The organism is Subtercola sp. YIM 133946, from assembly GCF_036553535.1.
Classification (GTDB): Bacteria; Actinomycetota; Actinomycetes; order Actinomycetales; family Microbacteriaceae; genus Subtercola.
The window spans coordinates 92,901-119,046 of sequence record NZ_JAZHPE010000049.1 but is presented as its reverse complement, the minus strand read 5'-3'; the positions used below and the strand labels follow the sequence as shown (position 1 = coordinate 119,046).

Here is a 26,146-nt window from a genome sequence, read left to right as displayed (position 1 = left end):
CTGCGCCGCGCGACCCCGGTCTCGTAGCGCGCAGGTTGAGTAGGCGCGCAGCGCCGTATCGAAACCCCCCCGCCATCGGTGGTTTCGATACGCGACTGCGTCGCTCCTCAACCGGCGTGGGTCGTCTGTGGTTTCGAGGCGCGGCTGCGTTGCTACTCAACCGGCGTGGTCAGCGGTGGTTTCGATACGCGACTGCGTCGCTACTCAACCGGCGTGGGTCAGCGGTGTTTCGATACGCGACTGCGTCGCTACTCAACCGGCGGGCGACTCAGCGGAAGTTCGTGAACTGCACTGCGACGTCGAGGTCGGCGCCCTTGACCAGGGCCATCGCGGCCTGCAGGTCGTCGCGGCTCTTCGACGAGACACGCAGCTCGTCGCCCTGGATCTGGCTCTTCACGCTCTTCGGCGCCTCGTCGCGAATCAGCTTCGAGATCTTCTTCGCCGCATCCTGCTCGATGCCGTTCTTGAAGCTGGCCTCGATGCGGTACTCCTTGCCGCTCGCGAACGGCTCGCCCGCGTCGAGGCTGCGCAGGCTGATGCTGCGCTTGATGAGCTTCTGCTCGAACACCTCGAGAATCGCCTTGGCACGTTCTTCGGAGTTGGCCCTGATGAGCACCTTCTCACCGCTGTAGTCGATCGATGCACCCACGTTCTTGAAGTCGTAGCGCGACTCGACCTCCTTCTGCGCCTGGTGCAGGGCGTTGTCGGCCTCCATCTTGTCGACCTTGCTCACGATGTCAAAGCTTGAATCTGCCATACCCAGATTGTACCCGGGGTGGGCCCCGGCATCCTCGAAGTTGCACTCGGTAGGGTGGCCGGATGCACGCCTCAGCCAGATCGTCGGGTCGCCGTCGGCGGCCCACCCGTCGGGCCGGTGCCAAGGCGGAGCGCGGCGCGGGCAGATCGCGGCGGGGGGCCTCGCGCGGCGCGGGCAGATCGCGGCGGGGTGCCTCGCGCGTCGCCCGCACGGGCATCCGTCGCCGTGGCTGGCTGATCGCGCTGTCGTCGGCGGGCGTCGTGGCCGCCCTGCTGGTGACCGGGGTGTTCGTGGCCGCACCGCTGGGCGACGCCATCGGGCAGGCGGTGAGCGTCGCGCTGAACGGGGCCGGCGGCAACGGAGCGACCGGCGAGAACGGCTCGAACACCGTCGTGCTGCCGCCCCAGTCGCCCGCTGTCGCGCAGCCGGGCGACACCCCCGGCGCCCTGCCCGGGCTCGCCGGCCTCGCCGACGTGGCCTGGGCGACGCAGGTCGCGGCCGAGACCAACGTGTCGCTGCGGGCCATCCAGGCCTACGGCGGGGTGGCGCTCGCGAAGCAGACCGAGAACCCCGGCTGTCACCTCGGCTGGAACACCCTCGCGGCGATCGGCTCGGTCGAATCGGGCAACGGCACGCACGCCGACAGTTCGGTCGGCGCCGACGGCGTGGTGACCCCGCCGATCTACGGCCCGGCGCTCGACGGTACCGGCTTCGCGCTCGTGCCCGACAGCGACGGCGGCGCGATCGACGGCGACCCGACGGGCGACAGGGCCGTCGGGCCGATGCAGCTGATTCCGCAGGCCTGGCGCAACTGGGGCACCGACGCCAACGGCGACGGGGTCGCCGACCCGCAGAACATCGACGACGCGACCCTCGCCACCGCGAACTACCTCTGTTACGCCGGGGGCGACCTGTCGACCGACGCCGGCTGGAAGAAAGCGGTGGCGGCGTACAACTCCGCCACCTCGTACGCTGTTCTCGTCTCCCAGGCGGCGAACCGCTTCGCCGCCGCCGGTTGAGGGGCGCCGGTTGAGGGGCGCTGGTTGAGTAGCGCAGCGCAGCTGTGCGTATCGAAACCTGGGTGGGTGCCGGTTTCGGTACGCGGCTGCGCCGCTACTCAACCAGCGCGCGGCGGCGGCGGGGCCGTCGAGCGGCGGCAGATGAGTTCGACCGGCAGAGGAATGTTCGTAGGTGCAGGCTCGTGCCGGTCGGGGTGCAGCTGGTGCAGCAGCATCTCGACCGCCCGCTCGCCCTGCTGCGCCGGAAACTGCGCCACGGTGGTCAACCCGAAGAACTCGGCGTACTCGTGCCCGTCGATGCCCACCACCGAGAGGTCGGCGGGAACGTCGATGCCGAGGTCGCGGGCCGCCAGCATGCAGCCCAGCGCCATCTCGTCAGACGCGGCGAACACCGCGGTGGGCCGGGTCTGCGGATGCTCGAGCAGCACCCGCGCGGCGGCGTAGCCGCCGGTGATTGTGAAGTCTGCCGGCCGGAACAACCGTGGGTCGGGCTCGATGCCGGCTCCCCGCAGCGCGTACTCGTAGCCGGAACGGCGATTCGTCGGCAGGTGGAAGTCGAGCTCGAAACCCGACTCGCCCCCGATCATGCCGATGCGGGTGTGGCCGAGCCCGAGCAGGTGGTCGGTGGCCAGCCGAGCCACGGCGACGTCGTCGATGCTCAGCGTCGGAACACCGGTGACCGGGCCGCCGATGCCCACGATCGGCTTCTGCAGGGCGAGCAGGCTCTGCACCTCCCGCTCGGTCAGCTCGATGGTGAGGGCGAGCACGGCATCCACCCGTTTGCGCAGCAGAAAGTGCTCGAACACGCTTCGTCGCTCGTCGTCGCCCCCCGCGAGGCCGTAGAGCGTCAGGTCGTAGCCGTTGCGCAGCAGGGCCGCGCCCGCACCCTCGAGCACCGAGGAGTAGAACCACCGGTTGAGAAACGGCACGACCACGCCGATGTTCTTCGTGCGCCCGCTGGCGAGGCTCGAGGCCGACGACGAGACCACGTAACCGAGCTCGCGCGCCGCCTCGGTCACCCGCAGTCGCGTGGCGGGTGAGACGTGCCCGTTGCCGCTCAGCGCACGGGAGACGGTGGCCGCTGACACGCCCGCCAGGCGGGCGACGGCGTCGATTCCTGGCATGGCGTCCTCGCTGACCGCCAGGGCTGCTGGGGTCTCATTGAGACGAGTGTACCGGCTGGTCGTTTTCGATTTCGTGCCAGCGCCGCCGTCACGTATTGTTGTCAAGCGCCTTCGGTTGTGTTGTCGAACGTGGTCGGGTGCGCCTCGGCAAGTTACCCTAGCGGCCAAAGGGATCTGACTGTAAATCAGACGGCTCAGCCTTCGGGGGTTCGAATCCCTCACTTGCCACGCCTTCAGGCGAAGGGCTCCACGCTCATGCGGGAGCCCTTTTTGCGTGCCCGGCCAGGGCTTCTACCGATGTCTACGCCCCGGAAGGGGGGATGCGCCCCTGAATTTGCGGCCCATAAGCTACGGGCACCACAACTAATTCTGCGTCGCAGTCGCATTGATATGAGGATGAACGCAATGACCCAACTTGCCCTGACATACGACAAAGACGCCAACGGCTTCGAGTGTTACCTGCCCGATCGCACGGTTCACGCGCCGCTGGCTCCGAGTCACCCGATCGACGCCGTGGCCGTGAGCCCCGTCGGTTCACAGAACGGCGACATGCTGCGCCTGGCCTACTCGTCGCGAGCTGAGGATGGCCGGCGTGTGATCGTGATCGTGCACGTCGACGCCCTCACCGGCCAGCTCGTCGATGCGCCGTCGGTCAGCGACACCATCGACGTCGACCTCGCGGATGCCCTGCTCGAGGCGGCCGGTGAGACCGCCAACCCGGCCGGCGCTCTGCGCGACCTGCTCGACTTTCGTGCAGACGACGAATCCGACTCCGAAGGCCGCTCGCCGGTGCCCGTCTCGGGTTCTGACGCGCCATGAGTGACAACCCGCGTTCGCGGGAGCATCGCCGCCGCGAGCGCATCCTCTGGTTCGCGGCGGCGGGCACGTACCTCTCGGTCGTCGCCGCGTACCTGGTCACCCGGTAGAGGTACCTGGTCACCCGATAGAGGTAGCTAATCAGCCGATCGAGTCACCTGGCCAGCCGGTAGAGTTCGACACATGAGCGACCTGCCGCCGAACCTCGATGAACTCGACGACCTGCCGCGCGGGCACCATGAAGACGTGTACTTCACGTACGGCGACTACCAGTACCTGCTGTCGAACGAGAAGCCCGACCGCTGGGGCTTCAGCGTGTACCGGTTCGTCGACTGGCACGAGGTGGGGCGCATCGAGCAGCTCGCCGACGGCTCGTTTCCGGCCGCCGACTTCCCAGAGGGTGCGTACACGGTGCACCTGACCGGTCACGCCCACCGGCACGACGCGGCGGGTGAGCCGCTGTCGTGGCGCGCCGCCGTGATCAGCCTGACAACGGTCGTCTGAGCCCGCCCGGCGCCGCGGGGCGGTGTCGGGTGTGGCGATCGCGCCCGGGCGGTGCTGGTTGCGACGATCGCGCCCTGGCGGTGCCGGGTGTGACCGATCGCGCCCGGCGTCGTCGGGCTCCAGCGATCGCGAACCGACGCCGGCGACCGTTACGGCACGGGCGTCGGCGACGAGCCCCGGGGGGCGGTCGGCGCGAGGGTCGCGGATGGCGTCGGGGTCGGCGCGGGGGTTGGCGTCGGGGTCGCGGTCGGCAGCGGTGTCGGCTTCGGCGCGGGCGTCGAGGCGCTCTCCGTCGGAGCCGGCGTGCCCGCGGGGGTCGGCGCGGCCGTCGAACTCGGCGTCGGTGCCGCCGGCGTCGGCGTGGCGGTCGGCGCCGGCGTGGGGGTCGCGGTCGGCGCCGGGGTGGGCGCGGCCTCGGGCGGCACGCTCTGCACCTGCTGCACGGTCGAGCCTCGCGTGCCCGACTGTGCCAGGTTCCAGTACTCGTCGCTGCTCGTCAGGGCTGAGCGCAGCCCCGAGTCGCCGATCTGCAGCGCCACGGCGACCCATCCGGCGAGACCGCCCGCATCGGGCATCCGGCCCAGGTACGACCGGTACATCAGGCTGATGCGCTGCGAGATGGTCTCCTGCGACGACCAGAACTGCGTCACGACCCACTGGCGGCCGTACTGCGCCACGAGACCCGCCCAGAACGTGTAGTCGCTGGTGCTGCCCTTGCGGGCGAGCAGCGTGGTGTACAACGAAGACACGAAGCCGAGGTCGGTGTTGCCGTGTCGCAGGTAGTACTCCTGCGAGGCGTAGAACGACGTCTCGATGTCGTCGGTCGTGATGAGCCCGGCCCGCATGGCGTTCAGCCAGTTCTGCCGACCGCCGGCGTCGGCGCTTCGGCCCAGCACCTTCTTGTATGCTGCATCGATTCTGATCAGGCGGTACTCGTCGCTGTTGACGAACGAGGCCGAGACCGCGCTGCGCGCCGCCCCGTTCGCGAGCTGCGTGGCCCAGCCGGTGTACTCGTCGGTCGACGCCGGCCGGTCGAGGTAGTCGCCGTAGAGCATCTTCACGTAGAGCGAGGCCTGCGCCACGGTCGGCAGAACGGTGGCCAGTGCCGAGGCGCTCAGGGGCTGGTTCGTGTTTCTGAAGTCGAGGTGCTGGTGGTTGCAGCTGTCATCGAACTGGTTGATGTTGGCCAGCTGCAGGGGGCTGGATGACCGGCACTCCTCCTGGCCGGCGTTGGTGCCGCGCGGCAGAAAGAAGTCGAGGTAGGTGAGAAAGTCGCGCGTGCGGGTGTTCGAGCCGTCGAGCGTGACCCCGCCGACACGCGCGAAGTCGATCGCCTCGCCCGGGTCGAGGCAGTGCACCGAGTACGTCGGCGCGCCGCAGTTGAGGTTCGATCCGATGCACGGCCGTTCGATGTCAGACACCCGCGCCGAACCGAAGCGGTTCAGCGTGAGCACGATGACCTGCAGAATGCGAACATCCACCCCGCAGCCGTTGAGGGCCGTTCCGCTGGCCACGGGCGCGATCTCGCGGGTGTAGATCGATGTGGGGTCGGTGGCGAAGTTGCCGGCGTTCTGCGCGGCGACGATGACCTTCGCGAGCTGCTGCGGGTCGCTCGTCACCGGTGAGATCGATGTCATCACGGCCGAGTTCGCCGTGTTCGCCGTTGCCGCGGCCGAACCGGCCGGCGACGCGCCCGCACCGACCGACGCGGCCGAGTTCGCCGTCGGAAGTGCCGCGCTCGCCGTGTCAGCGGCGCCGAATGCCCCGAGCATCGACACGGCCACGACGATCGCGGCGAAGAGCGCGATCGACCTCTGCAACACTGCTTTCCCCCTGTGCTTTCATTCATAGAGTACAAACATCTCGGGCTTTTGTGTTCCCGAGGCGATGGGGGAGACCGTATGACACGCGTTCGCAGCAGCACGACGACGACTGATGAGGTGACCCGCCGTCGCACCTGCCGGGTGATAGGCGCAGCCGTCGCCCTGGCGCTCGCCGGCACTCTGGCGCTCTCGGCCTGCACGGGCCAGGCCGCACCCACGCCGGTGCCGACCACCGCCTCGGCCACGCCCACGCACACTGCCACGGTCGCCCCGACCGTGCCAGCGACCGCCACGCCGACGGTGACGTCGTCACCGACGAACCCGCAGACCACTTCGCCCACCGACCCCGCAGACCCGGCGGCCGCGGCCCGAGCGAACGTCGTCTCGGCCTGCGAGACGTGGCAGACCAGCCTGTCGCAAGACGCCTCGACCTTTCCCGGCACGCAGGCCGGCGCTCTGGCGCTCGCCCAGTCGGCCGCGGCCGGCGACGCGCAGTGGCAACCCGTCGTCGACACGATGCAGACCCTCGTCTCGCTGATCGGCGACAACAGTTCGGCCGGCGTCGCGAAGGGCCAGGCCGCCTTCACCGACCTCGGCAACGAATGCCAGGCTGTCGGCGTCGTCGTGAACGGGGGCTGAGGTGAGCATCATCGACCCGAACGGCGAACTGCTCGCCATCGCCCGGCGCATCGGCGTCGAGGCCGCCCAGCTGGCCGCCGCCCGGCGCGCAGAGGGCGTCGAAGTCGCCGCGAGCAAGTCGTCACTCGAAGACGTGGTGACCTTCGCCGACCGCGAGGTCGAGCTGTTCATCCGCGGTTCACTCGCCGACGCTCGCCCGAACGACGGCTTTCTGGGCGAAGAGTCGACCGACTCGGCGTCGGCCGGCACGTCGGGCCTCACCTGGGTGGTCGACCCGATCGACGGCACCGTGAACTACCTCTACGGAATCCCGGCGTACAACATCAGCATCGCGGCGGTCGAGGGCGAACCCGACCCGCAGACCTGGCGGGCACTCGCCGGCTGTGTCGTCAACCCGGCGGTCGGCGAGGTTTTCACGGCGTCGGATGCCCGGGGAGCCTTTCTCGGCACGACACCGCTGCACGTGAATCCGCCCGTCGACCTGTCGCAGGCCCTCGTCGCGACCGGCTTCTCGTACACGGCCGAGACGCGCGTGAAGCAGGCTCGCGTGCTGGGCGGACTGCTCGGCCAGGTGCGCGACATCCGCCGTATCGGCGCGGCGGCGCTCGATCTCTGCTACGTCGCGGCGGGGCGGTACGACGCCTACTACGAGCGCGGCCTCAACCCGTGGGACCATGCCGCCGGCGCGCTCGTTGCGGCAGAGGCGGGTGCCGCGGTGAAGGGTTTCGGCGACCGGGCGGCCGCGCGGGAGTTCACGCTCGCCGCCGAACCGCTGCTCGCGGCGCGGCTCGAGCCGATCATCCGCTCGCTCTTCGACGACGCGGGCCTCTGACGCCGCCCGCAGACGCCGCCCGCAGACGCCGCCCGCCTCAGATGCGCGGCAGTTCGGCGCGTGCGCGGTAGTTCGAACAGGCGCGCATGCGCCGAACGGGCGCGCATGCGCCGAACTACCGCGCATGCCGAACTACCGCGCATGCGCCGAACGGGCGCGCATGCGCCGCGTCGCACGCGTGAGCGACGCGACGCGGGTCAGGCCGTGCGCAGCCAGACGGTGGTGTCGGTCGGCACGACGGCCTCATCGACCGGGCCGCTCGCCAGCAGCAGCTCGCCGAACTCCTCCACGGGAATCTCGACGGGCAGCGCACCCGTGTTCGAGATCACGGTGACGTCGCCGTTGCTGAACGCGATGACATCGGGGCCGAAGCCGAGGTCGTCGAGCCAGGTCAGCCGGCCGAAGCTCAGGTCGAACTCGGCACGCAGGGCGAGCGCGAGCTTGTACAGCTCGAGCGTCGACCCCGCGACGCCGCTCTGCCGGTCACGGGCGTACTGCTGCCAGTCGTCGGGCTGCGGCAGCCAGCTCGCCGTGCCCGGCCCGAAACCGTAGCTGGGGGCGTCGGCCTCCCACGGAATCGGCACGCGGCAGCCGTCGCGGCCGTAGCGCTCGCCGTGGGTGCGGAACCAGGTCGGGTCTTGCCTGGCCTCGTCGGGCAGGTAGATCGATTCGGGCAGCCCGAGCTCTTCGCCCTGGTAGATGTAGGCGCTGCCCGGCAGGGCGAGCATCACTGCGGTCGCCGCGCGCGCCCGGCGCAGGCCGTCGACGGGGTCGGGCAGCCCGGTCGACTTCGGGCCGACGCCGTCACCCTGCAGGTGACCCGGGCCAAGCGAGAGTCGGGTCGCGTGCCGCACGACGTCGTGGTTCGAGAGCACCCAGGTGCTCGGGGCGCCCACGCCCGCGAAGGCGGCGATGGATGCATCGATCACCAGTTTCAGCTCGGGCGCCGACCACTTCGCCTCGAGGTAGGTGAAGTTGAAGGCCTGATGCATCTCGTCGTCGCGCACCCAGTTCGCGAGCTTGTGCAGCGGCTCCACCCACGCCTCGGCGCAGAGCACGCGGTCGCCCTCGTACTCGCTCAGCACGTTGTTCCAGTCGCGGTAGATCTCGTGCACGCCCTCCTGCGCCCAGTAGGGCGGGGTCGGGGCATCCACTGTCTCTGAGATGGCGTCTTGAATCGAGACGCCGCCGCCCATGCTGCCCCCGTCGGCCGGCGGCGTGTAGTCGGGCAGGCCCTCCTCTTTGACGAGGCCGTGGGCGACGTCGACGCGGAACCCGTCGGCCCCACGGTCGAGCCAGAACCGCAGAATGTCGCGGAACTGCTCGCGCACCCACTGGTTCTCCCAGTTCAGGTCGGGCTGGCTCTGGTCGAAGAGATGCAGGTACCACTGGCCGGGGGTGCCGTCGTCGTTCGTCAGCCGGCTCCACGCCGGGCCGCCGAACACCGACTCCCAGTTGTTCGGGGCCTCGTCGCCGTTCGGGCCGCGGCCGTCTCTGAAGATGTACCGTTGGCGCTCGACGCTGCCGGGCGCAGCCGCCGTGGCCTCTCTGAACCACACGTGATCCCACGAGGTGTGGTTCGGCACGAGGTCGACGATGACCCGGATGCCCAGGGCATGGCTCTTGGCCAGCAGAAAGTCGAAGTCGGCCAGCGTGCCGAACCGTGGGTCGACGTCGCAGTAGTCGGCCACGTCGTACCCCGCGTCGTGCTGCGGTGAGGTGAAGAAGGGGGAGAGCCAGATGGCGTCGACGCCGAGCTCCTGCAGAGCATCCATTCGGCTCGTGATGCCGGCGAGATCGCCCAGCCCGTCGCCGTCGGAGTCGGCGAACGAGCGCGGGTAGATCTGGTAGATGACCGCAGACCGCCACCATTCCGACCCGGTCGTGACCAGGGTTTCGGCGTCGATTCCGGTGAACGTTCGCGTCTCGGCGGGTTCGTCGGCCGCAGGAAGGTACTCGGTTGTCATGCTAAAACCCTACTGGCCGAAGCGTGCGTCTTTTCGGGTGGCCTGGGGATGCTATTCTCTTACGGTGCCAAAACGCGGCCGTTCGTCGGTGTGCGTGTGCGCCCCCTTAGCTCATTGGTAGAGCACTTCCTTGGTAAGGAAGAGGTAGTGGGTCCGATTCCCACAGGGGGCTCGCCTCCAGCAATGGAGTGGGTTCGCGCTTCACGCGTCGGGCCCTTGGCGGGGTAGCTCAGGTGGTTAGAGCACACGGCTCATAATCGTGGTGTCGCGGGTTCAAGTCCCGCTCCCGCTACGAAGCCCTCGAGATCTCGCCGTCTCGGGGGCTTCTTCCTTTCCCGCACACCGCCGAACGGGGCAGCAGTGGATGCGATACGGGCACTTCTCGAGGAGCACTGGCGCGCGTCGGAGAGCGGCGATGTCGAGGCCGAGCACGCGCTGGCCGAACGGATGCCGCACGGCAGCTGACAGGACGCTGGCGGGGGCTAACGTTCCCGGGGCGAGAGGCGTAGATTGGCGCTCATCCCTTTCGAGGGGTGCACCTCGAGGTGTGCGCAGATCGGGATGTGCACAGAGCGGGATGTGCACGCAACAGTTCGCGCAGGTCGGTGAAGGTGGTCACATGCAATCGTTCCGTTCGGCATCCGTTCTCGTCTGCGTTGCCGTAGTGCCAGACTCACGGGGAGTGCGCCGATGACCACCCTCGCGATCGTGCTCATCTGCCTGGCCGGCCTCGTGGTGCTGGTGTGGGCGGGCATCGTGCTGGCGATCGTCTCGGGTGTGCGTCGCGCGCGCCGCAGTCGGGCGCTGCAGTCGGCGGCCCTGCGAACGCGTGCCACGCTGAGCGTCGGGCGCCAGCGCACGGTGCTGAAGCTCCGGATGCGCCTGGCCGAGAGCGTGCAGAGCGGGCGGGCGGCCGTCGACCTCGCCGCTCAGCGGGATGTCGCTCGGGGGGAGCTGCCGCGTCTGTTCGGGCGCCTCGAGGCCGAGGCGCGCACGCTCGACGCGCAGTTGCGGCTGATGGAGAGCGAGACCGACAGGGGTGTTCTGGCCCGGGAGCTGGTCTCGGCCGAGAATCGGGTCGCGCAGGTGGGCGCGCTGGTGAGGCAGGTGCGGTCGGCCGTGGCCGACGCTCTCGCCGTCGACGAGGAGTCGCTGGGCTCGCTGGGTGCCGACCTCGACCGCGAGGTCGAGGCGCTGTACGCCGGCGTCGAGGAGCTGCACAGCCTGAACGGCGGCGGCAGCGGAGTCGGCGGCGTCGGCGCGCGTGACGGCCGGGGTTCCCGCGCTGGGAATGAGCGCGCCAGTTCTGCCCGTGCGACGGATGCCCGCGACGCCCGCGCCCGGGATGCCCGCGACGCTCGGGATGGCCGCGACGCCCACCCGCAGCCGGCCTACCGTTCCAGCACCCGCAGATAAGGAAGACACCCATGAGCAGCAACGGCAGCAGCAACACCTCGCGCATGCGAACCATCTTTCGCACCAAGTCGTCGAAGGCCCTCGACCGCATGGAAGACCCCCGCGACGCCCTCGACGACAGCTACAACCAGCAGGTCGCGATGCTTCAGCAGGTGAGGCGGGCGCTCGCCGACGTGGCGACGGCGAAGAAGCGTGTCGAACTTCAGGGTCAGGAGATGGGCGCGCGCTACCAGAAGCTCGCCGACCAGGCGCAGGAGGCGCTGAACCAGGGCCGCGACGACCTCGCCCGCACGGCTCTCGAACGCCGCTCGCTGCTCGAACGACAGGTGGTGGCGCTGCGCGACCAACACGCTGCCGTCACGCTGCAACAGACGCAGCTGCAGCAGAAGGAGCAGCGGCTGGCCGCCAGCGTCGAGGCGTTCCGCACCGAGAAGGAGACCATCAAGGCGCTCTACTCGGCCTCGGAGGCGCAGGTCAGGGCCAACGAGGCCGTCGCGGGCATCGGCTCGGCGAAGAACGATGTGGGCCTCAGCCTCGAGCGCGCCAAAGACCGCGTGGCCCAGATGCAGGCGCGGGCGGCGGCGACGGATGAACTGCTCAGCTCCGGCGCGCTGAACGACCTGACCGCGGCCCCCGATGCCGACCTCGAACGGCAGCTCGCCGCCGGAGCGATGGCGTCTGACGTCGACCGCCAGCTGCGCGAGATGAAGTCGGGTGGGGCGCGGCCGATGGGAACGCGCACCGGCCCCGACAGCTGGCTGACGATTGCGGAGTCGTCGCCGACGCCGTAGGCTCCCCTCGCGCAGTGCGCGGCCCGCTCACTGCGCGGCCGGCTCAGTGCATGGCTCGCTCGAGGCGCCGCTCGCTCAGTGCGCCGTGGCCGGCTGCCGCAGCTGCGCCTGCACCGTGAGCGGCTCGCGGCCGAGCAGTGTTGCGAGCAGCGGGTCGGTGCCGGCGAAGAAGCCGGCCTCTGCGGCCTGGTACATGCCGAGCATGAAACGCGCGACGAACTCGGGCTGCCCCCCCGCCACCTGCGCCGCGACCCACTTCTGCTCGCCCAGAACCTCGAGCTCGACGGGGCGGCCGGCCTGCGGCGAAGCGAGGTCGGCGATCTCGGCGAACGTCGGTGCCGCCCCGGCCGTGAGGGTGACCGGGCCGTCGTAGGCGCCGTCAGAGGCGAGGATGAGCGCGGCGGCCTGTGCGGCATCCTCTCGCGCCGTCCACGAGACGGGACCGTCGGCTGGAACCGTGATGACCCCCGTCTCGCGCCACGCCCCGAGCATGAACCCGAGGCTGTGGGCGTAGAACCCGTTGCGCAGAGAGGTCCAGGCGACCCCGGAGTCGGCGAGCAGCTGCTCGGTCGCCGCGTGGTCGCGGCCCGGTCCGAACGGGGTGTCGAGGGCGGCGCCCTGGTGGCTGGTGTACAGGATGCGCCCGACCCCTGCGCTCACGGCCGCCTCGATGGCGGCCCGGTGCAGGCTCACTGCGTCGGCCTTCGGGTCGCTCGACGACACGAGCAACAGCTGGTCTGCGCCCTCGAACGCGCTCGGCAGTGACCCCGCATCGGCGTAATCTGCGACTCGCACCGCGACCCCGCGGTCGGCGAAGCGCTGGGCCTTCGCGACGTCGCGCACCGCCACCGTGATGTCGTCTGCGGGGGTGGTCTCGAGCAGGTGTTCGACGGTGGCGCCGTTGAGCGCCCCGGTGGCTCCGGTGACGATGATCATGACGTGCCTCTCGGTGTTAGCAATGGATGCTCCACCAGCGTATCAACGGAAACACAACGGTAGCAACTCTGCGTTACCATCGATTCATGACAGAGGCACCGGCGATCGACACCCGCGCGGAGACGCGCACCCGCATCGTCGAGGCCGCCGCGACCCTGTTGCGCGAGCACGGGCCCGCAGCCGTCACCACGCGGCGGGTGGCCGAGACGGCCGGCGTGCAGGCGCCCACCATCTACCGCCTCTTAGGCGACAAAGACGGCCTGCTCGAGGCTGTCGCCGAGCACGTGATGGCCACGTTCGTCTCGGCGAAGGCCGCGATCGTCGAGGCCGCGTCAGCGCAGAACGTCGACCCGCTCGACGACCTGCACGCGGGGTGGCAGTCGCAGATCGAGTTCGGCCTCGCCAACCCCGCCCTGTTCCGCCTGCTGAGCGATCCGAGCCGGATCAACGCCTCGCCCGCCGCCGCGTCGGGGCGACACGTGCTCGAGTCGCGCGTGCACCGCATCGCCGAGGCGGGCCGGCTGCGGGTGAGTGAGCAGCGCGCGGTGGGGCTCATCCAGGCCGCCGGAAGCGGCGCTATCCAGACCATGCTCACCACCCCGCCCGAGCAGCAGGATGCAGCGCTCGCCGATGCCGTCTACGAAGCGGTTCTCGCCCAGATCCTGACCGATGCGCCTGCGCCGGCCGACAGCCGCCGGCTGGCTGCGACCGTGGCCTTCCGGGCCATCGTGCCGTCTCTCGACGTGCTGAGTGAGGCCGAGCAGAACCTCATGCTCGACTGGCTCGACCGGGTGCAGCGGGCCCTCTGACCTCGGGTCGCTCCCGGTCGCCGCACCGCCGGGCATGCGGTCGCCCTGCCACGACCCCATCGTCAGAGAAGGGCCAGCCCCGGCGCACGGTGCGCGCGGAGCCGGCCCTCACTGCGACCTCGAACGATCTACTTCTTGAAGACGTCTTTGACGTTCTCGCCGGCCTTCTTGGCGCTGGCGCCGGCCTGGTCGGCCTTGCCCTCAGCCACCTTCGAGTCGTCGTTGGTCACGTTTCCGACGGCTTCCTTCGCCTTGCCCTTGAGGTCTTGGGCGGCGTTGCTGATCTTGTCTGATGCGCTCATCGTTGTGCTCCTTCTTCGGTGTACAGTGCCTGCGCACGTTCGCGCGAGGCGTCGTACTACCTAGACGCACCCACGCGGAGTTTCGTCACACATCAGCTGCACCTTTTTTCAGGAGAGGCGCTGTTGCAGGTGCACGGCGACGAGTTCGCCGGCGGCGCTCTTGCCGAGCTGGGTGCAGAGGGCGGCCCGCAGCGGCAGCCAGTGAGCGCCGGTGCCCGACGGCATGAGGGTGGCGGCGAATGGATGCCCGTCGAGTGTTCCGGTGACCTTGACCGCCCTGCCTGTCTCGAGCACGGCTACCGAGTCGGGCACGGTCAGAAAGGTCGGGTACGCGTTGTCTTTCTCGATCGGAGCCGTGAACGCGTGATCGAGGGGCGCCGTGGGGGTGCGGTCGCTCAGGGGGTGCTCCTTTCTGCTGGCCGGGGTCGGCGTTGCTCGGGCGGAGCGGGGCCGGGCGCGCTGCGCTGCTGTCGGGGGCCGCTAGCCGCAGAGCGAGCTCAGCGCCGTCAGCGACGAGCCCACCTGTGACGAGTCGTTGACGATGGCGTCGCTGCCGCCGGTCGGGTTCGCGATGTAGGCCTGGATGTCGGCGATCATCGTGTCGAGGTCTGACTTGGTCTGCGTGGCTGCTTCGAGTACGTCGGGGTTGTCGATCTCGCCGTCGGCCGTGCCGAAGTCGTCGGAGAGGTTCTGCAGGGCGGTGATGGCGGCGGCCGGGTTGCTCTGCAGCTGCGAGGCGTTGTCGTTGAGGGCCGAGATGGAGTCGCCGATCTCACCCTCCAGCACGGTGCACGCCTCGGCCGTCGTCTGGGTGCCCAGACCGCTGTCGGGGTCTGACGTGGCGAACGGCTCACTGCTGCTCGTGCTGGCGTGTTCGAGCGCGTCGTTCACACTGTTGCCGGCCACACCGATGGCCGCGAACACGAAGATCAGCACGACGACGACGATGATGCCGGCGAGAATGCTCAGATAGCCGAGAATCAGGCCGGCGATGGCGAACCCGCGCCCCTTGTCGCCCGTCTTCTTGATCTGGCTGAGCGCGATGTGGCCGGTGATGACCGCGCCGATGGCGAGAAAGAAGCCCGTGAAGTACGAGACGATGCCGAGCACCAGCGACACGATCGACAGCACGTTGGTGCGTTGCCCGGCGGGCGTGACCGGCGGCCCCGCGGGGTAACCGGAGTAGGGCGCCGGTGGCTGCGACGGCGGGCCGGGGGGAGGGGGTTGCATGGTCATGTCGGTCTCCTTGCACGCTGCCGGATGTTCAGTTCGCCTGCTGCAATGCTACCGAGGGAGCGGGGCCACGCGGGGCGGTGAGCCGCAGATGTCATGCCCGCGGCGGCAGGCCCCTGACGAAGGCGTTGTGCAGCTCGTCCATTCGCAGCCCGATGTCGACCACGTCGAGCCGGTTGGTGAGCAGCACGAAGCAGGCGTCATAGTCGGGGTAGATCGAGAACTGGCAGCCCGACCAGCCGCCGTGGCCGAAGAAGTCGTGTTCGAGAAGGGCCGACGACTTCTGCAGATTGAATGTCAGGCCCCAGTCTTGGTCACGGGCATCCTGCGGCCGGCCGTTCAGACGCGGCAGGCCGGCCGTTCGGTTCACCCGCATCGCGGCGAGGGTGGCCGGATGCACGACCTCGGTCGAGCCCGCGGTCACCGTTCTGAGCACCGCACTGCCGAGCGCCAGCAGGTCTGTCGCCGTGGCGTGGGCCCCGGCCGCGGGGTGCTTCGCCGCGGCCATGGTGGCGAAGTCGAGCCCGGCCCGCTGCTGGCCGTGCACGTGGTGCGCGCCCCGGCCGGCGCCCGAGTCGAGGCCGAGCGTCGAGACGCCGTCGAGCTCGTTGAACGCCGCGATGTGGTCGGGCATCGCTACCCCGGTGGCGGCCTCGACCAGGGCCTCGACCCCCACGAAGGCGAGGTTGCAGTACTGGCTCATCGTGCCGGGCACGAAGGTGAGCCCGGCGTTCCGCAGCGCGGCGCGCGGGTCGGCCAGGTCGAGCGCGGGGTCGGCTATGCCGCTGGTGTGGCTGAGCAGCTGCTCGAGCGTCACCTCGCCGGCCGGCGTGCCGGCGAGCGACGGAACCGCCTCGGCCAGCCGCGCGCGCAGGCTGAGCTGCCCGCGTTCGACGGCCCGCATGGTGGCCAGGCCCACGAGCGGTTTCGTCACCGAGAACAGGGCGAACTGGTCGTCGACCGCGGCGCGCCTGCCGTCGTCGGTGCCGAATGCCGCGAGCTCCTGGATGCCCGTCGACGTGGCCGCCCCGAAGACGGCGACGGGCATCGGGCCGTCGTCGACCGACCGCTTCACCCAGTCGAGGGCGTCGTCGTAGCTGGTGCCGTGTGCGCTCATGGCATCCATTCTGACCGAGAGTGGGCGGGCATCCCGTCGATTTACGGCCGCAGAACGAATGCTTTCGGCCAGCACCGGTTGTGGAGAAGGCAGAATGAGACGTACGCAGATCAATGATGAGCGCGCAGGGCACGCAGGAGGCGGTGTGGTGGTGATGGTCGATGCAGCCGAAGCCGCTCGCATCCTCGCGCTGGCCCACGACGATCACGTGCTCGCGGAGGCGCTCGACGACGCGCTCGACGGAGCGCTCGACGCCCTGCACTGGCGCGCGCACCCCCTGACCGACGCGCCCAGCGGACGCCCCGATCCGGCTGCCGAGCGCACACGCCTGCAGGCCGAGGCCTTCTCGCGCCAGGCCGAAGACGGCCCGCAGGTCGAGGCGGTCGACCCCGTCACGGGCGAGGCCGCGCTCATGCCGGTTGCGGCCGCCGCGCTCGCCGACCTCGAACGCCGGCTCGCCGACGATGCGGCCGCCCTCGACCAGGCGGTTCAGGATGCCCGGCCGGCCATCGACGCGGCCGAGACCCGCGCAGCCGACCACGCCGCGGCACGCCTGGCCGACGAGGCCGCCGAACGCAGGAACGCCCGCGCCGCCGTCCGCTCGCACCACGCCGGGTCTGCTCAGGACGTCGGGTCTGCCCGCGACGCCGGCCCGACCCGCGACGTCGGCCCGGCTCGTGACGCCGGCCCGGCTCGTGACGCCGGCCCGACCCGCGACGCCGGCCCGGCTCGTGACGCCGGCCCGACGCGTGACGACGCCGGCGCGGCCCCAGACGGCCGGGCATCCGAACGCACCGCCGAGCGCACCGCCGAGTCGTGGCGCAGACGCTCGCAGGTGTGGATGTGGACGGCGATCGCCTGCGGCGTCATGCTGCTCGGCGGCGTCGGCCTCGCGGTCGTTCAGCACGTGTCACCGGGTACGTCGGCCGGCTTCGCCCTGCTGCCGGGCACGGGTGGAACGGTCATCCCGACCCCGCAGCCGACCGAGACCCTCACCGCACCGCGCGGGCTGACCATCTTCGAAGACCCGACGCTGGCGCCGCAGATACCGCCCGCGAACATCGACCCCTACTACAAGCCCGACTCGTTGCGGCTGCTGGGCGTGGCCGACGCGAACCTCACGGTCTACGCCGTGGAGAACCGGCTCGACCAGCCGTGCCTGCTCGCCGTCTACACCGATGGAACCCAGAGCGCGACCTGCGTGACGAAGGCCGAGTTCACCTCGATGGGCATCGAGCTGCGGTTGACGAGCCTGCAGGTCATCTCGGGCGACACCCCCACCAACTACCCGGTGTCGCAAGACGTCGTGTTCTGGAACCCCGACGGCTCGTACGGCGTCAGCTCGAGCCCGCCGGTCGCCGCCGACTCGTCGCCCTGAGGCCGCGCAGCGCGACGGCCTCGTACACTGGTGGGGTGCCGATCAACCCAGAACTGCAGGGGCGCGTCTACGAGAAGACGCCCAGTTATCTCGTCGGGCGGGAGAAGATCCGCGAGTTCTCTCGTGCGGTCTTCTCGACCAGCCCGCTGAACTTCGATGTCGAGGCCGCCCGGGCCGCGGGCTACGCCGACGTGGTCGCGCCGCCCACGTTCGCCATCGTGCTGCAGGAGTTGACGCTGCAGCAGCTGATCGGCGACGAAGATGCCGGAATCGAGCTCTCGCACGTGGTGCACGGCGACCAGCGGTTCAGCTCGACCCGGCCCATCGTGGCCGGCGACGAGCTGACCGCCACGATGACCATCGCCAGCGTGAAGACGCTCGGCGGCAATGCGATGATCACGTCGGAGTCGCGCATCGAAGACCTCGAAGGCAACCATGTCGTGACCTCGATCTCGACCCTCGTGGTCAGGGGTGACGCATGAGCCTCGACGCAGCCTCTCTCGGAGCGCTCGCCGTGGGCGATGTGGTCGCCGAGCGCTCGTTCACGCTCACCCGCGACTCACTCGTGCGGTACGCGGGGGCGTCGGGTGACTTCAACACCATCCACTATCGCGACGACATCGCGAAGGCCGTCGGCCTCGACGGTGTGCTCGCGCACGGCATGCTCACCATGGGCCTCACGGTGCAGCCTGTCGTCGACTGGCTGGGCGACCCTGGTCTGATCGTCGACTACCAGGTGCGCTTCACCCGCCCGGTGTACGTCGACGCCGACACCGGCGCCGTCGTCTCGGTGACCGCGAAGGTGGGCCAGCTCGACGCTGAGGCGGCAACGGCCCGCATCGACCTGGTCGTCACCAGCAACGACCAGACGGTGCTCGGCAAGGCCCAGGTTCGCGTTCGCGCGGCCTAGAGCGGAGTCGACCTGATCGAGCAATCGGCCGGCACGGCGCTGGCTGCACTCACCACCCTGCGGGTCGGGGGTGCGGCCCGTCGGCTGCTGCGCGCGTTCGACCGGGGAGAGCTGGTGGAGGCCTGCCTGTCGGTGTGGGCCGACGGCGAACCCTGGTTCGTGCTCGGCGGCGGGTCGAACGTCGTCGTCTCTGACGAGGGGTTCGACGGCACAGTCATCGCGGTCGCCACACAGGGCATCGAACTGTTCGAGGCGGGCCCGGCGGATGCGCCCGGCACCGTTCGCATGCGAGTTCAGGCCGGCGAGTCGTGGGAGGCGGTGGTCGCCACGGCGGTCGCGCAGGGCCTGAGCGGAATCGAGGCCCTCTCGGGCATCCCGGGCCAGACCGGAGCGGCGCCCGTGCAGAACATCGGCGCCTACGGGCAGGAGATCGCGTCGGTGCTCGTCGGTGTCGAGTTCCTCGACTACGAGACGGGCGAGCTGCAGTGGCTCGCCGCCAGCGAACTCGCGTTCGGCTACCGCACCTCGGTCTTCAAGCGCGGACGCGCGGGCGTCGTGGTGTCGCTCGACCTGCGGCTGTCGCGCGGGGGCGCAGACGGGCCCGAAGCGCTGGGTCAGCCCATCGAGTACGACCAGCTGGCCAGGGCGCTCGGCGTCGGGCTCGGCGAGCGAGTGGCCGTGGGGGCCGTTCGCGACGCGGTGCTCAGGCTCCGGGCATCCAAAGGCATGGTGCTCGACCCTGCAGACCCCGATTCGGTCAGCGCCGGGTCGTTCTTCACCAACCCGATCGTGAGCGAGACCTTCGCGCGCACCCTGCCGACGGATGCTCCGCGGTGGCTGACCGAGCCCGAGGAGCCTGCGACGATCATTCCCTTCGCGGGTTTCGGCGCACACGTCGACGAACCGTCGACGCCGGTGCCGCGTGACAGCGCATACACGGTGAAGCTCAGCGCGGCGTGGTTGATCGAACAGGCCGGAATACGGCGGGGCTTCGCGCTGCCCGGGTCAGACGCCGCGATCTCGTCGAAGCACACCCTCGCCATCGTCAACCGGGGCGGTGCGACGGCCGAACAGGTGGCCGAACTCGCGCGGTTCGTGCAGTGGCGCGTGCAGGCCGAGTTCGGCGTCAACCTCGCGCCCGAACCGGTGTTCGTGGGATTCGGCGCCCCTGCCGACGAGTAGCGCTCCGGGTGTCGGAGGTGTTGAGTAGGGTTCACTAAAACCCGAAACGTCGCCTCGGCGACTGAGGAGCAGCCATGATCCACGCACAGGGCCTCGCCCGCACCTTCCAGACGAAGCGCGGTCGCGAGAAGGCCGAGGTCACGGCCGTGGCCGGGGTCGACATCGACGTCGACGAGGGCGAGATCGTCGGGTTCCTCGGGCCGAACGGCGCAGGCAAGACCACCACACTGCGCATGCTCACCACGCTGCTGACGCCCACCTCGGGCACCGCCACCGTGGCCGGCCACGACCTCTACCGCGAGCCGGTGAAGGTGCGGCAGAGCATCGGCTACGTGTCGCAGAGCGGCTCGGTGTCGAGCGAGGCGCGGGCGGGCGACGAGATCGTCGACCACGGCATGCTCTACGGCATCTCGCGCCAGCAGGCGCTGAGCCGGGGGCACGAGCTGTTCGACCAGCTCGACCTGGGCGGCATGTGGCAGCGCCAGGCGCGCACGCTGTCGGGCGGCCAGCGCCGCCGGCTCGACATCGCCATGGGGCTGGTGCACGACCCGAAGCTGGTCTTTCTCGACGAGCCGACCACCGGGCTCGACCCGCAGGCGAGGGCCAACCTCTGGGTGCACATCGCCGATCTCCGAGCGAAGCTCGGCAGCACGGTGTTCCTGACCACCCACTACCTCGACGAGGCCGACGCTCTCTGCGACCGCATCATGGTCATCGACCACGGCTCGATCGTCGCCAGCGACACCCCCGAGGCGCTCAAGCAGGCGGTCGCCGGCGACCTGGTCGAGCTCGTCGTGACCGACGCGGGCCAGGTGGCCGGCGCGGGGGCGCGGTTGGGCGAACTGGCGGCGGCCGCGGGCGAGGGGCGCGGGCCGGTGCGTGCGGCCGTCCCGCCCGACGTCGAGGTCGACGGGCTGCGGGTGAGCATGCGGGTGCCGCAGGCCGCGACGCTTCTGCCGCGACTGTTGCGCAGCCTCGACGCCGACGGGGTGCTGCTCGCCTCGGTCGATGTTCGGCGGCCGACCCTCGACGACGTGTTTCTCAACCTGACCGGCCGTTCGCTGCGCGACGACAACGCGGCGTGAGCACGAGGAGACAACAATGACGTTCTGGCACGACACCTTCATCATCTTTCGCCGCCAACTGCGGCTGGCCGTGCGAAACCCCGTGTGGGTGTTCGTCGGGCTGCTGCAGCCGATTCTGTACCTCACGCTGTTCGGCCCGCTGCTCGAACCGATCGCCGCGCAGCTCGGCACCGACAACGCGTACACGCTGTTCGTGCCCGGTCTGCTGGTGCAGCTCGGGCTGTTCGGCTCGCTGTTCGCGGGCTTCGGCCTGCTCGGCGAGTGGCGCGACGGCGTCATCGAGGCCGAACGGGTGACGCCGGCGAGCCGCACGGCGCTGCTGCTCGGGCGGGTGCTGCGCGACGTGCTGCAGCTCACCGTGCAGGGCGTCATCCTGGTCGGGCTGGCGTTCCTCTTCGGGCTCACCGGGTCGGTCGCCGGCATGGTGCTGGGGCTGGTGCTCGTCGTGCTGCTGGGTGCGTCGTGCTCGTCGGCTTCGTACGCCCTGGCGCTCACCACCAAGAGCGAAGATGCGCTCGCGCCGATTCTCAACACGGTGGCGCTGCCGATTCTGCTGCTGTCGGGCATCCTGCTGCCGATGAGCATCGGGCCGCAGTGGCTGCAGACGCTGTCAGACTTCGTGCCGGTGAAGTACGTCGTCAACGGCGTGCGGTCGCTGTTCGTCACCTTTCGGCGGCAGAACGCGTAGCGGCAGAACTCCTGGCGGCAGAACGCCTCGCGGCGGCTACAGCAGGCCGAGTTCCATCGCGCGCGTCACCGCGCGGGTTCGGTCGGTGACCTGCAGCTTCTCGAAGGCATGCTGCAGGTGCGTCTTCACCGTCGCGTCACCGATGAAGAGCGCCCGCGCGATCTCGGGGTTGCTGCTGCCGCCCGCCACCAGACGCAGCACCTCGAGTTCGCGGGTGCTCAGGCGCGGGGCGGCCTGGCGATCGCCGCGCATGCGCTCGACCAGTTTCGACGCGATCGAGGGCGCCAGAACGGTCTGCCCGGCCGCGACCGCGCGCACGCCGGCGAGAATCTCCTGCTCGGGGGCGGCCTTCACGAGATAGCCGCTGGCCCCCGCCTCGATGGCCGGCAGAATGTCGTCGTCGGTCTCGTAGGTGGTGAGCACGAGAACGCGAACGCCGGGCGTCTCGGTCACGATGCGCGCCGTCGCCGCGGCTCCGCCGAGGCCGGGCATGCGCAGGTCCATCAGCACGAGGTCGGGCAGAAGCTGGGCGGCGAGTCGCACCGCGTCGGCGCCATCGGCCGCCTGCCCCACCACGTCGAGGTCGGGCTCGTCTTGCAGCAGCGCTACGATTCCGCCGCGCACGATGGGATGATCGTCGGCCACCACGACCCGGATCATGCCGCCACCACTACCCTGATCATGCCGCCCCCACGCTCTGCTCTGCGCCGTTCTCGACGGGCAGCGTCACAGTCAGCTCCGCGCCGCCCGCGGCCGACTGGCCGATCGCGAGCGTTCCGCCCACGATGGCGAGTCGCTGCTGCAGCCCGGTCAGCCCGAAGCCGCCGTCGAGCGGTTTCGCGGCGTCAATGCCCGAGCCGTCGTCGCTGACGACGAGCCGCACGGTGCCCTGTGCGCCTGCCAACCGCCCGGCGGGCCCCTCGGCGGCCACCCGGATGCTCACGGCCGATGCGCCGGAGTGCTTGCGCACGTTCGCCAGGGCCTCCTGGGCCGCCCGCAGCAGCACCACCTCCACCTCGTTCGACTGAGCGACGTAGGTCGACGCGTCGAGGGTGATCGCCACCGAGGTCTCGCGGGTGAACCGGGCGATCAGCCGGTCGAGGGCGGCCAGCAGTCCGCCGGCCGGATCGACGGCCGCGCTGGCGGCGACGAGCGCTCGGGTCTCGACGAGGGCGTCGCGGGCGATGTCTTCGATCAGCCCCAGGCTGTCGCGGGCGGTGGTCAGGTCATCCGGCAGCTGTGAACGCGTGCGCTGGGCGACCATCACGAGCCCGGTCAGGCTCTGCGCGATGGTGTCGTGTATCTCGCCGGCCAGCCGTTCACGCTCGCTGAGCACGCCGCTGTCGCGGTTGAGGGTGGCGAGTTCGTCTTGCGCGGCGCGCAGTTCGCCGAGTAGTCGGGTGTTCTCCTGACCCTGCTGCAGCGCGAAGGTGAACCACAGACCGAGGGCGAGGCTGAACAACAACGAGATGGTCTCGATGACCATCGACTGCACGATGTTCATCGCCGTCGGGCCGCCCGCCACGATGAAGCCCAGCGTCACCCCGACCGCGAGCACGACGTTGAGCAGAACAGCCCGGTAGAGCGGGTCGACCGAGAACCAGATGATCGGAAAGGTCACGGCCTGCAGGATCGCCAGGTTGGGGTCGAACGCCACGCCGACGCTCGTGCAGACGATGGCGAGCAGGGGGAAGGCAAGTGCCGCGGCAGACTCTCGCCGCTGCGCCGACGCCTCGGTGGTGGTGAAGCTGCGCCAGCCGAACACGACGTAGCCGCCGCCGAGCACGGCCAGGCACACCCAGGCGCCGATGGTCGTGCCGGGCGACTCCAGGTAGTTCGCCGCTGCCGCCCCGGCCAGGGCGAGCACGGTCGCCCCGACCGCGACGTGCCACCAGCTGAACCTGACCATCTAGCTATCTTTGCGGATCCAGCGGAAGGTCGCCCGGCAGATCACCAGACCGGCGATCAGCCAGATGAGCAGCGCCACAGCCACCAGGCCGAGCTGCCAGCTGCCACCCGGCTCGACCGAGGCGAACGACTCGGGCAGGAACACCGAGCGCATGCCCTGCGCGATCCACTTGAGCGGAAAGATGCTGGCCACCGTCTGCAGCCAGTCGGGCAGCAGCGCGAACTGCAGGTAGACGCCCGAGATGAACTGCAGAATCAGCACCGGCGGAATGATGACGGCCGTCGCGCTCTTGCCCGACCGGGGCAGCCGCGAGATGGCGATGCCCAGGATGGCGGAGGTTGCGATGCCGAGCAGATAGACCCAGGCGAAGGTCATCCACTTGGCCGGGTCGGTCGGCAGCGACACCCCGAAGGCGACGACGGCCACCACGAGCAGCAGCGCGATCTGCAGCACCGAGGTGGCGAAGACCTGGCCCATCTTGCCGAAGAAGTACGACAGCACGGGCAGGGGAGTGCCGCCGAGCCGCTTGAGGGTACCGTCGCCCCGTTCGGTGGCGATGTCGACGCCGAGGTTCTGCACCCCCGAGAGCAGGATGCCCGCGGCGATCATGCCCGGCAGGTAGGCGGCTGCCTGGCTGATGCCACCGGTGCCGTCGGGGTTCGCCCCGACGTTGCCCATGCCCTGGAACGCGACCGAGAAGATCGTCAGCATGATCACCGGAAAGAGGAAGGTGAAGAAGAGGGTGTCGGTCTGCCTGAAGTACACCTTCGTCTCGTAGCCGATGCGGCTGAGGCCGAGCCTGACGGTTCGGCCCAGGCCGAACGCCGCGGGGGCAGGCTGGCTCGCTGTCGCGGTGCCGGTCAGAACGCTCATGCTCGTGTCTCCGTTCGGGTCTGTGCGGGTGTCTGCGCTTTTCGCTGCGCCCGGGTCGTGGTGGTCGCCGCTGCCGCCGGTGTCTGCGGCGCCTCCTCGGTGGCCAGGCTGTTGGCGGCGACCCGGGCTTCGGCCTCGGCGTTCTCCTCGGTCACCAGCTCGAGGTAGATGTCTTCGAGGCTCGGCCGCACGACCTCGAGTTCGGCGGGCTCGCCGAGCCGTGCGAACAGCTCGGCGACGAGCCGGCCGGGGTCGGTCGACCGCTGCTCGCGCACGATGCCGCTCTCGCGCCAGCGCACGATGGGAATGCGGGCCTCGGCCGAGCCCAGCGAGCCGACGGGCCCGATGTCGACCAGCTTGCCGCCCGCGACGACGGCGGCGCGGTCGCTGAGCTGCGCGGCCTCGTCGAGGTAGTGCGTCGTCAGCAGAATCGTCGTTCCCTCGCGCTTCAGCGACCGGATGAGCTCCCAGAACTGGCGCCGGGCCTCGGGGTCGAACCCGGTGGTGGGCTCGTCGAGAAAGAGCAGCTCGGGCCGGCCGATGACGCCGAGCCCCACATCCACTCGCCGTCGCTGCCCGCCCGACAGGTTCTTGATGCGGGTGTTCGCCTTCTCGTCGAGCCCGATCGCGCTGATCACCTCGCCCACGTCGCGGGGGTTCGGGTACATGCCGGCGAACTGGGTCAGCTGCTCGCGCACGGTGACGTTGCCGCTCTCACCCGAACTCTGCAGCACGATGCCGAGCCGAGCCTTCCACGGCAGACCGCCGTGCTGCGGGTCTTCGCCGAGCACCCGCACCTCGCCGCCGGTGCGGTCGCGGTAGCCCTCGAGTATCTCGATGGTCGTGCTCTTGCCGGCGCCGTTCGGCCCGAGCAGGGCGAAGGTCTCGCCGCGCTCGATGTCGAACGAGACGCCCGAGAGGGCGTTGAACGCCCCATAGCTCTTGGTGAGGTTCTGCACGCTCACTGCGTGGTCGACTGCTGTCATGTGACCATGCTGGCGCAGAGCGCTGCGCAGCAACAGCCTCCACCCGGTCGAGGCCTCTATCCCCCGATCGGGGGATCGCGCCTGAGGTGCAAAAGCATTGAACTAGATGAGGAAGATTCTTCTTTGGTTTGCAGGGGTGAGAGAACAGGGGGTGACCGTGCCAGACGACGGTCTCATCGCACACCGCATCGACTTCGCCGACGCGGCGCTGGCGTTGGTGAATGCCGATCTCGGCGACGCTCGGCATCGGGTGCTGGTTCATCGGGTGGCCGGCGAGACCCTGACTGCCGACGAGGCGGTGCGCGAGACGGCCGCGCGCGCCGGTCTCCGGCTGGCGAGTGCGCCGTTCGCGATCTGCGACTTCGACGACTACCTCATCCCGGGCACGTTCGTGTTGCGCAATCGGCTGCGCGACAGCGATCATCCGTTCGGCATCGACGACCCCGCCCTGCTGCGCCGGCTCGAGAACGAGATCTCGCGGCTGCGCATCGTCGAGCTGGCCATCGACCCCGTGATCGGTTCACTCGACTACGACCACATGAAGAGCATCCATCGGCGCATCTTCGGCGACGTGTACGAGTGGGCGGGTACCCAGCGGGTCGGGCCCGAGGGCGCGGTGGTGCGGTTCGCGCCCGATGCCGTCAACTTCGAACCGGGCGACCCCGCGGCCCCGATGATCACGTACCAGTACTTTCCCGGCCCGCAGATCGCCGAAGCCGCGTCTGTCGTCTACGCGCAGCTGGCCGACCTGGCACGGCGGTCGACCATGTCCAGGGAAGACCTCATCGACCGCATGGCCGAGCTGGCCGGTGAGGTGCAGACCATGCACGCCTTCCGCGACGGCAACAGCCGGGCGGTGTACGTGTTCGCGATGCAGTTCTTCGAGCGGCTCGGTTTCACGGCCGACCCGTCTCTCTTCCTCCGGGGCGGTTCGTTGCGCGAGCGCATGATCCACGCCCGGTTCCAGAACCATGCGACCGGGCGCCACGAGGCCTACTACCGCACGTTCGACGCCCTGCTGAGCGCTGAGCGCTCGGCGCACCGCTAGCC

28 protein-coding genes and 3 tRNA genes are annotated in these 26,146 nt (G+C 69.9%); 18 read left to right on the top strand and 13 right to left on the bottom strand.

What is annotated here, in order from left to right; all coding sequences use genetic code 11:
* Positions 1–268 precede the first annotated feature (268 nt).
* Positions 269–757: a YajQ family cyclic di-GMP-binding protein gene (locus V3W46_RS16990; RefSeq protein ID WP_331784316.1), complete on the bottom strand. Its 489-nt coding sequence runs from the start codon at positions 755–757 to the stop codon at positions 269–271.
* Between the two features lie 62 nt (positions 758–819).
* Here V3W46_RS16990 and V3W46_RS16985 point away from each other — a divergent pair, with 62 nt between their 5' ends.
* Positions 820–1,776: a lytic transglycosylase domain-containing protein gene (locus V3W46_RS16985; RefSeq protein ID WP_331784315.1), complete on the top strand. Its 957-nt coding sequence runs from the start codon at positions 820–822 to the stop codon at positions 1,774–1,776.
* A 98-nt stretch (positions 1,777–1,874) separates the two neighbouring features.
* Here V3W46_RS16985 and V3W46_RS16980 read toward each other — a convergent pair whose 3' ends face one another.
* The gene (locus V3W46_RS16980; protein WP_331784314.1) at positions 1,875–2,900 is read right to left on the bottom strand and encodes a LacI family DNA-binding transcriptional regulator; all 1,026 of its coding nucleotides are present in this window, start codon (positions 2,898–2,900) and stop codon (positions 1,875–1,877) included.
* Between the two features lie 146 nt (positions 2,901–3,046).
* Between V3W46_RS16980 and V3W46_RS16975 the strand changes: the two genes are divergently transcribed.
* The 3 genes from V3W46_RS16975 (at position 3,047) to V3W46_RS16965 (ending at position 4,220) form a co-directional block, all read left to right on the top strand.
* Positions 3,047–3,128, top strand: a tRNA-Tyr gene (locus tag V3W46_RS16975).
* A 177-nt stretch (positions 3,129–3,305) separates the two neighbouring features.
* Positions 3,306–3,719 (top strand): hypothetical protein, encoded by a 414-nt coding sequence (locus tag V3W46_RS16970; RefSeq protein WP_331784313.1) that lies wholly within the window; start codon positions 3,306–3,308, stop codon positions 3,717–3,719.
* A gap of 180 nt (positions 3,720–3,899) precedes the next feature.
* On the top strand, positions 3,900–4,220 hold the full coding sequence (locus tag V3W46_RS16965; protein WP_331784312.1) for a hypothetical protein: 321 nt from the start codon (positions 3,900–3,902) through the stop codon (positions 4,218–4,220).
* A 149-nt stretch (positions 4,221–4,369) separates the two neighbouring features.
* On the opposite strand, the gene V3W46_RS16960 is transcribed toward V3W46_RS16965, so the two are convergent.
* A complete protein-coding gene (locus tag V3W46_RS16960; RefSeq protein WP_331784311.1) occupies positions 4,370–6,043 on the bottom strand; it encodes a DUF4214 domain-containing protein in 1,674 nt (557 codons plus the stop codon).
* Between the two features lie 78 nt (positions 6,044–6,121).
* Between V3W46_RS16960 and V3W46_RS16955 the strand changes: the two genes are divergently transcribed.
* Positions 6,122–6,682, top strand: a complete 561-nt coding sequence (locus V3W46_RS16955; RefSeq protein ID WP_331784310.1) for a hypothetical protein — start codon at positions 6,122–6,124, stop codon at positions 6,680–6,682.
* Positions 6,683–6,692: 10 nt separating this feature from the next.
* Positions 6,693–7,514, top strand: a complete 822-nt coding sequence (locus V3W46_RS16950) for an inositol monophosphatase family protein (protein WP_443070002.1) — start codon at positions 6,693–6,695, stop codon at positions 7,512–7,514.
* A 197-nt stretch (positions 7,515–7,711) separates the two neighbouring features.
* On the opposite strand, the gene V3W46_RS16945 is transcribed toward V3W46_RS16950, so the two are convergent.
* A complete protein-coding gene (locus V3W46_RS16945; RefSeq protein ID WP_331784308.1) occupies positions 7,712–9,481 on the bottom strand; it encodes a glycoside hydrolase family 13 protein in 1,770 nt (589 codons plus the stop codon).
* Between the two features lie 100 nt (positions 9,482–9,581).
* Between V3W46_RS16945 and V3W46_RS16940 the strand changes: the two genes are divergently transcribed.
* From V3W46_RS16940 to V3W46_RS16925, 4 genes are all read left to right on the top strand, one after another.
* Positions 9,582–9,653: transfer RNA gene (locus V3W46_RS16940), tRNA-Thr, on the top strand.
* Positions 9,654–9,699: 46 nt separating this feature from the next.
* Positions 9,700–9,773 (top strand) — tRNA-Met (locus V3W46_RS16935).
* A 398-nt stretch (positions 9,774–10,171) separates the two neighbouring features.
* Entirely contained in the window at positions 10,172–10,897 is a 726-nt protein-coding gene (locus V3W46_RS16930; protein ID WP_331784307.1) for a hypothetical protein, read from the top strand.
* Between the two features lie 11 nt (positions 10,898–10,908).
* Entirely contained in the window at positions 10,909–11,688 is a 780-nt protein-coding gene (locus V3W46_RS16925; RefSeq protein ID WP_331784306.1) for a PspA/IM30 family protein, read from the top strand.
* A gap of 75 nt (positions 11,689–11,763) precedes the next feature.
* Here the strand turns inward: V3W46_RS16925 and V3W46_RS16920 are convergent, their stop codons facing one another.
* Positions 11,764–12,624 carry an NAD(P)H-binding protein gene (locus V3W46_RS16920; RefSeq protein ID WP_331784305.1) on the bottom strand — a complete coding sequence of 287 codons (861 nt, stop codon included), beginning with the start codon at positions 12,622–12,624 and terminating at the stop codon, positions 11,764–11,766.
* A gap of 86 nt (positions 12,625–12,710) precedes the next feature.
* Here V3W46_RS16920 and V3W46_RS16915 point away from each other — a divergent pair, with 86 nt between their 5' ends.
* Positions 12,711–13,433, top strand: coding sequence for a TetR/AcrR family transcriptional regulator (locus V3W46_RS16915; RefSeq protein WP_331784304.1), 723 nt, complete (start codon positions 12,711–12,713; stop codon positions 13,431–13,433).
* 128 nt (positions 13,434–13,561) lie between these two features.
* On the opposite strand, the gene V3W46_RS16910 is transcribed toward V3W46_RS16915, so the two are convergent.
* The 4 genes from V3W46_RS16910 to V3W46_RS16895 form a co-directional block, all read right to left on the bottom strand.
* Positions 13,562–13,735, bottom strand: a complete 174-nt coding sequence (locus V3W46_RS16910) for a CsbD family protein (RefSeq protein WP_331784303.1) — start codon at positions 13,733–13,735, stop codon at positions 13,562–13,564.
* Between the two features lie 108 nt (positions 13,736–13,843).
* Positions 13,844–14,083 carry a DUF1905 domain-containing protein gene (locus V3W46_RS16905; protein WP_331784325.1) on the bottom strand — a complete coding sequence of 80 codons (240 nt, stop codon included), beginning with the start codon at positions 14,081–14,083 and terminating at the stop codon, positions 13,844–13,846.
* Positions 14,084–14,215: 132 nt separating this feature from the next.
* Positions 14,216–14,971, bottom strand: a complete 756-nt coding sequence (locus V3W46_RS16900; RefSeq protein WP_331784302.1) for a DUF4190 domain-containing protein — start codon at positions 14,969–14,971, stop codon at positions 14,216–14,218.
* A gap of 91 nt (positions 14,972–15,062) precedes the next feature.
* Entirely contained in the window at positions 15,063–16,085 is a 1,023-nt protein-coding gene (locus V3W46_RS16895; RefSeq protein WP_331784301.1) for a serine hydrolase domain-containing protein, read from the bottom strand.
* Between the two features lie 94 nt (positions 16,086–16,179).
* Between V3W46_RS16895 and V3W46_RS16890 the strand changes: the two genes are divergently transcribed.
* From V3W46_RS16890 to V3W46_RS16865, 6 genes are all read left to right on the top strand, one after another.
* Positions 16,180–17,463 carry a hypothetical protein gene (locus tag V3W46_RS16890; protein WP_331784300.1) on the top strand — a complete coding sequence of 428 codons (1,284 nt, stop codon included), beginning with the start codon at positions 16,180–16,182 and terminating at the stop codon, positions 17,461–17,463.
* Positions 17,464–17,498: 35 nt separating this feature from the next.
* Positions 17,499–17,945, top strand: a complete 447-nt coding sequence (locus V3W46_RS16885) for an FAS1-like dehydratase domain-containing protein (RefSeq protein ID WP_331784299.1) — start codon at positions 17,499–17,501, stop codon at positions 17,943–17,945.
* Positions 17,942–18,373, top strand: coding sequence for a MaoC family dehydratase (locus V3W46_RS16880; RefSeq protein ID WP_331784298.1), 432 nt, complete (start codon positions 17,942–17,944; stop codon positions 18,371–18,373). Before V3W46_RS16885 ends, V3W46_RS16880 begins: the two co-directional genes overlap by 4 nt.
* A gap of 15 nt (positions 18,374–18,388) precedes the next feature.
* Positions 18,389–19,555, top strand: coding sequence for a UDP-N-acetylmuramate dehydrogenase (locus tag V3W46_RS16875; protein WP_331784324.1), 1,167 nt, complete (start codon positions 18,389–18,391; stop codon positions 19,553–19,555).
* Positions 19,556–19,629: 74 nt separating this feature from the next.
* On the top strand, positions 19,630–20,640 hold the full coding sequence (locus V3W46_RS16870) for an ATP-binding cassette domain-containing protein (protein WP_331784297.1): 1,011 nt from the start codon (positions 19,630–19,632) through the stop codon (positions 20,638–20,640).
* 16 nt (positions 20,641–20,656) lie between these two features.
* Positions 20,657–21,328 (top strand): ABC transporter permease, encoded by a 672-nt coding sequence (locus V3W46_RS16865; RefSeq protein ID WP_331784296.1) that lies wholly within the window; start codon positions 20,657–20,659, stop codon positions 21,326–21,328.
* A gap of 36 nt (positions 21,329–21,364) precedes the next feature.
* Here the strand turns inward: V3W46_RS16865 and V3W46_RS16860 are convergent, their stop codons facing one another.
* Genes V3W46_RS16860 through V3W46_RS16845 form a run of 4 tightly spaced genes read right to left on the bottom strand, consistent with a single transcriptional unit; the run spans position 21,365 to position 25,096 of the window.
* Positions 21,365–21,988 (bottom strand): response regulator transcription factor, encoded by a 624-nt coding sequence (locus V3W46_RS16860; protein WP_331784295.1) that lies wholly within the window; start codon positions 21,986–21,988, stop codon positions 21,365–21,367.
* 19 nt (positions 21,989–22,007) lie between these two features.
* Complete coding sequence (locus V3W46_RS16855; RefSeq protein ID WP_331784294.1) at positions 22,008–23,237, bottom strand: sensor histidine kinase; 1,230 nt, start codon at positions 23,235–23,237, stop codon at positions 22,008–22,010.
* A complete protein-coding gene (locus V3W46_RS16850; protein ID WP_331784293.1) occupies positions 23,238–24,110 on the bottom strand; it encodes an ABC transporter permease in 873 nt (290 codons plus the stop codon).
* Positions 24,107–25,096 (bottom strand): ABC transporter ATP-binding protein, encoded by a 990-nt coding sequence (locus V3W46_RS16845; RefSeq protein ID WP_331784292.1) that lies wholly within the window; start codon positions 25,094–25,096, stop codon positions 24,107–24,109. The genes V3W46_RS16850 and V3W46_RS16845 overlap by 4 nt, the downstream gene beginning before the upstream one ends.
* A gap of 151 nt (positions 25,097–25,247) precedes the next feature.
* Here V3W46_RS16845 and V3W46_RS16840 point away from each other — a divergent pair, with 151 nt between their 5' ends.
* Complete coding sequence (locus tag V3W46_RS16840; protein WP_331784291.1) at positions 25,248–26,144, top strand: Fic/DOC family protein; 897 nt, start codon at positions 25,248–25,250, stop codon at positions 26,142–26,144.
* Positions 26,145–26,146: the final 2 nt, after the last annotated feature.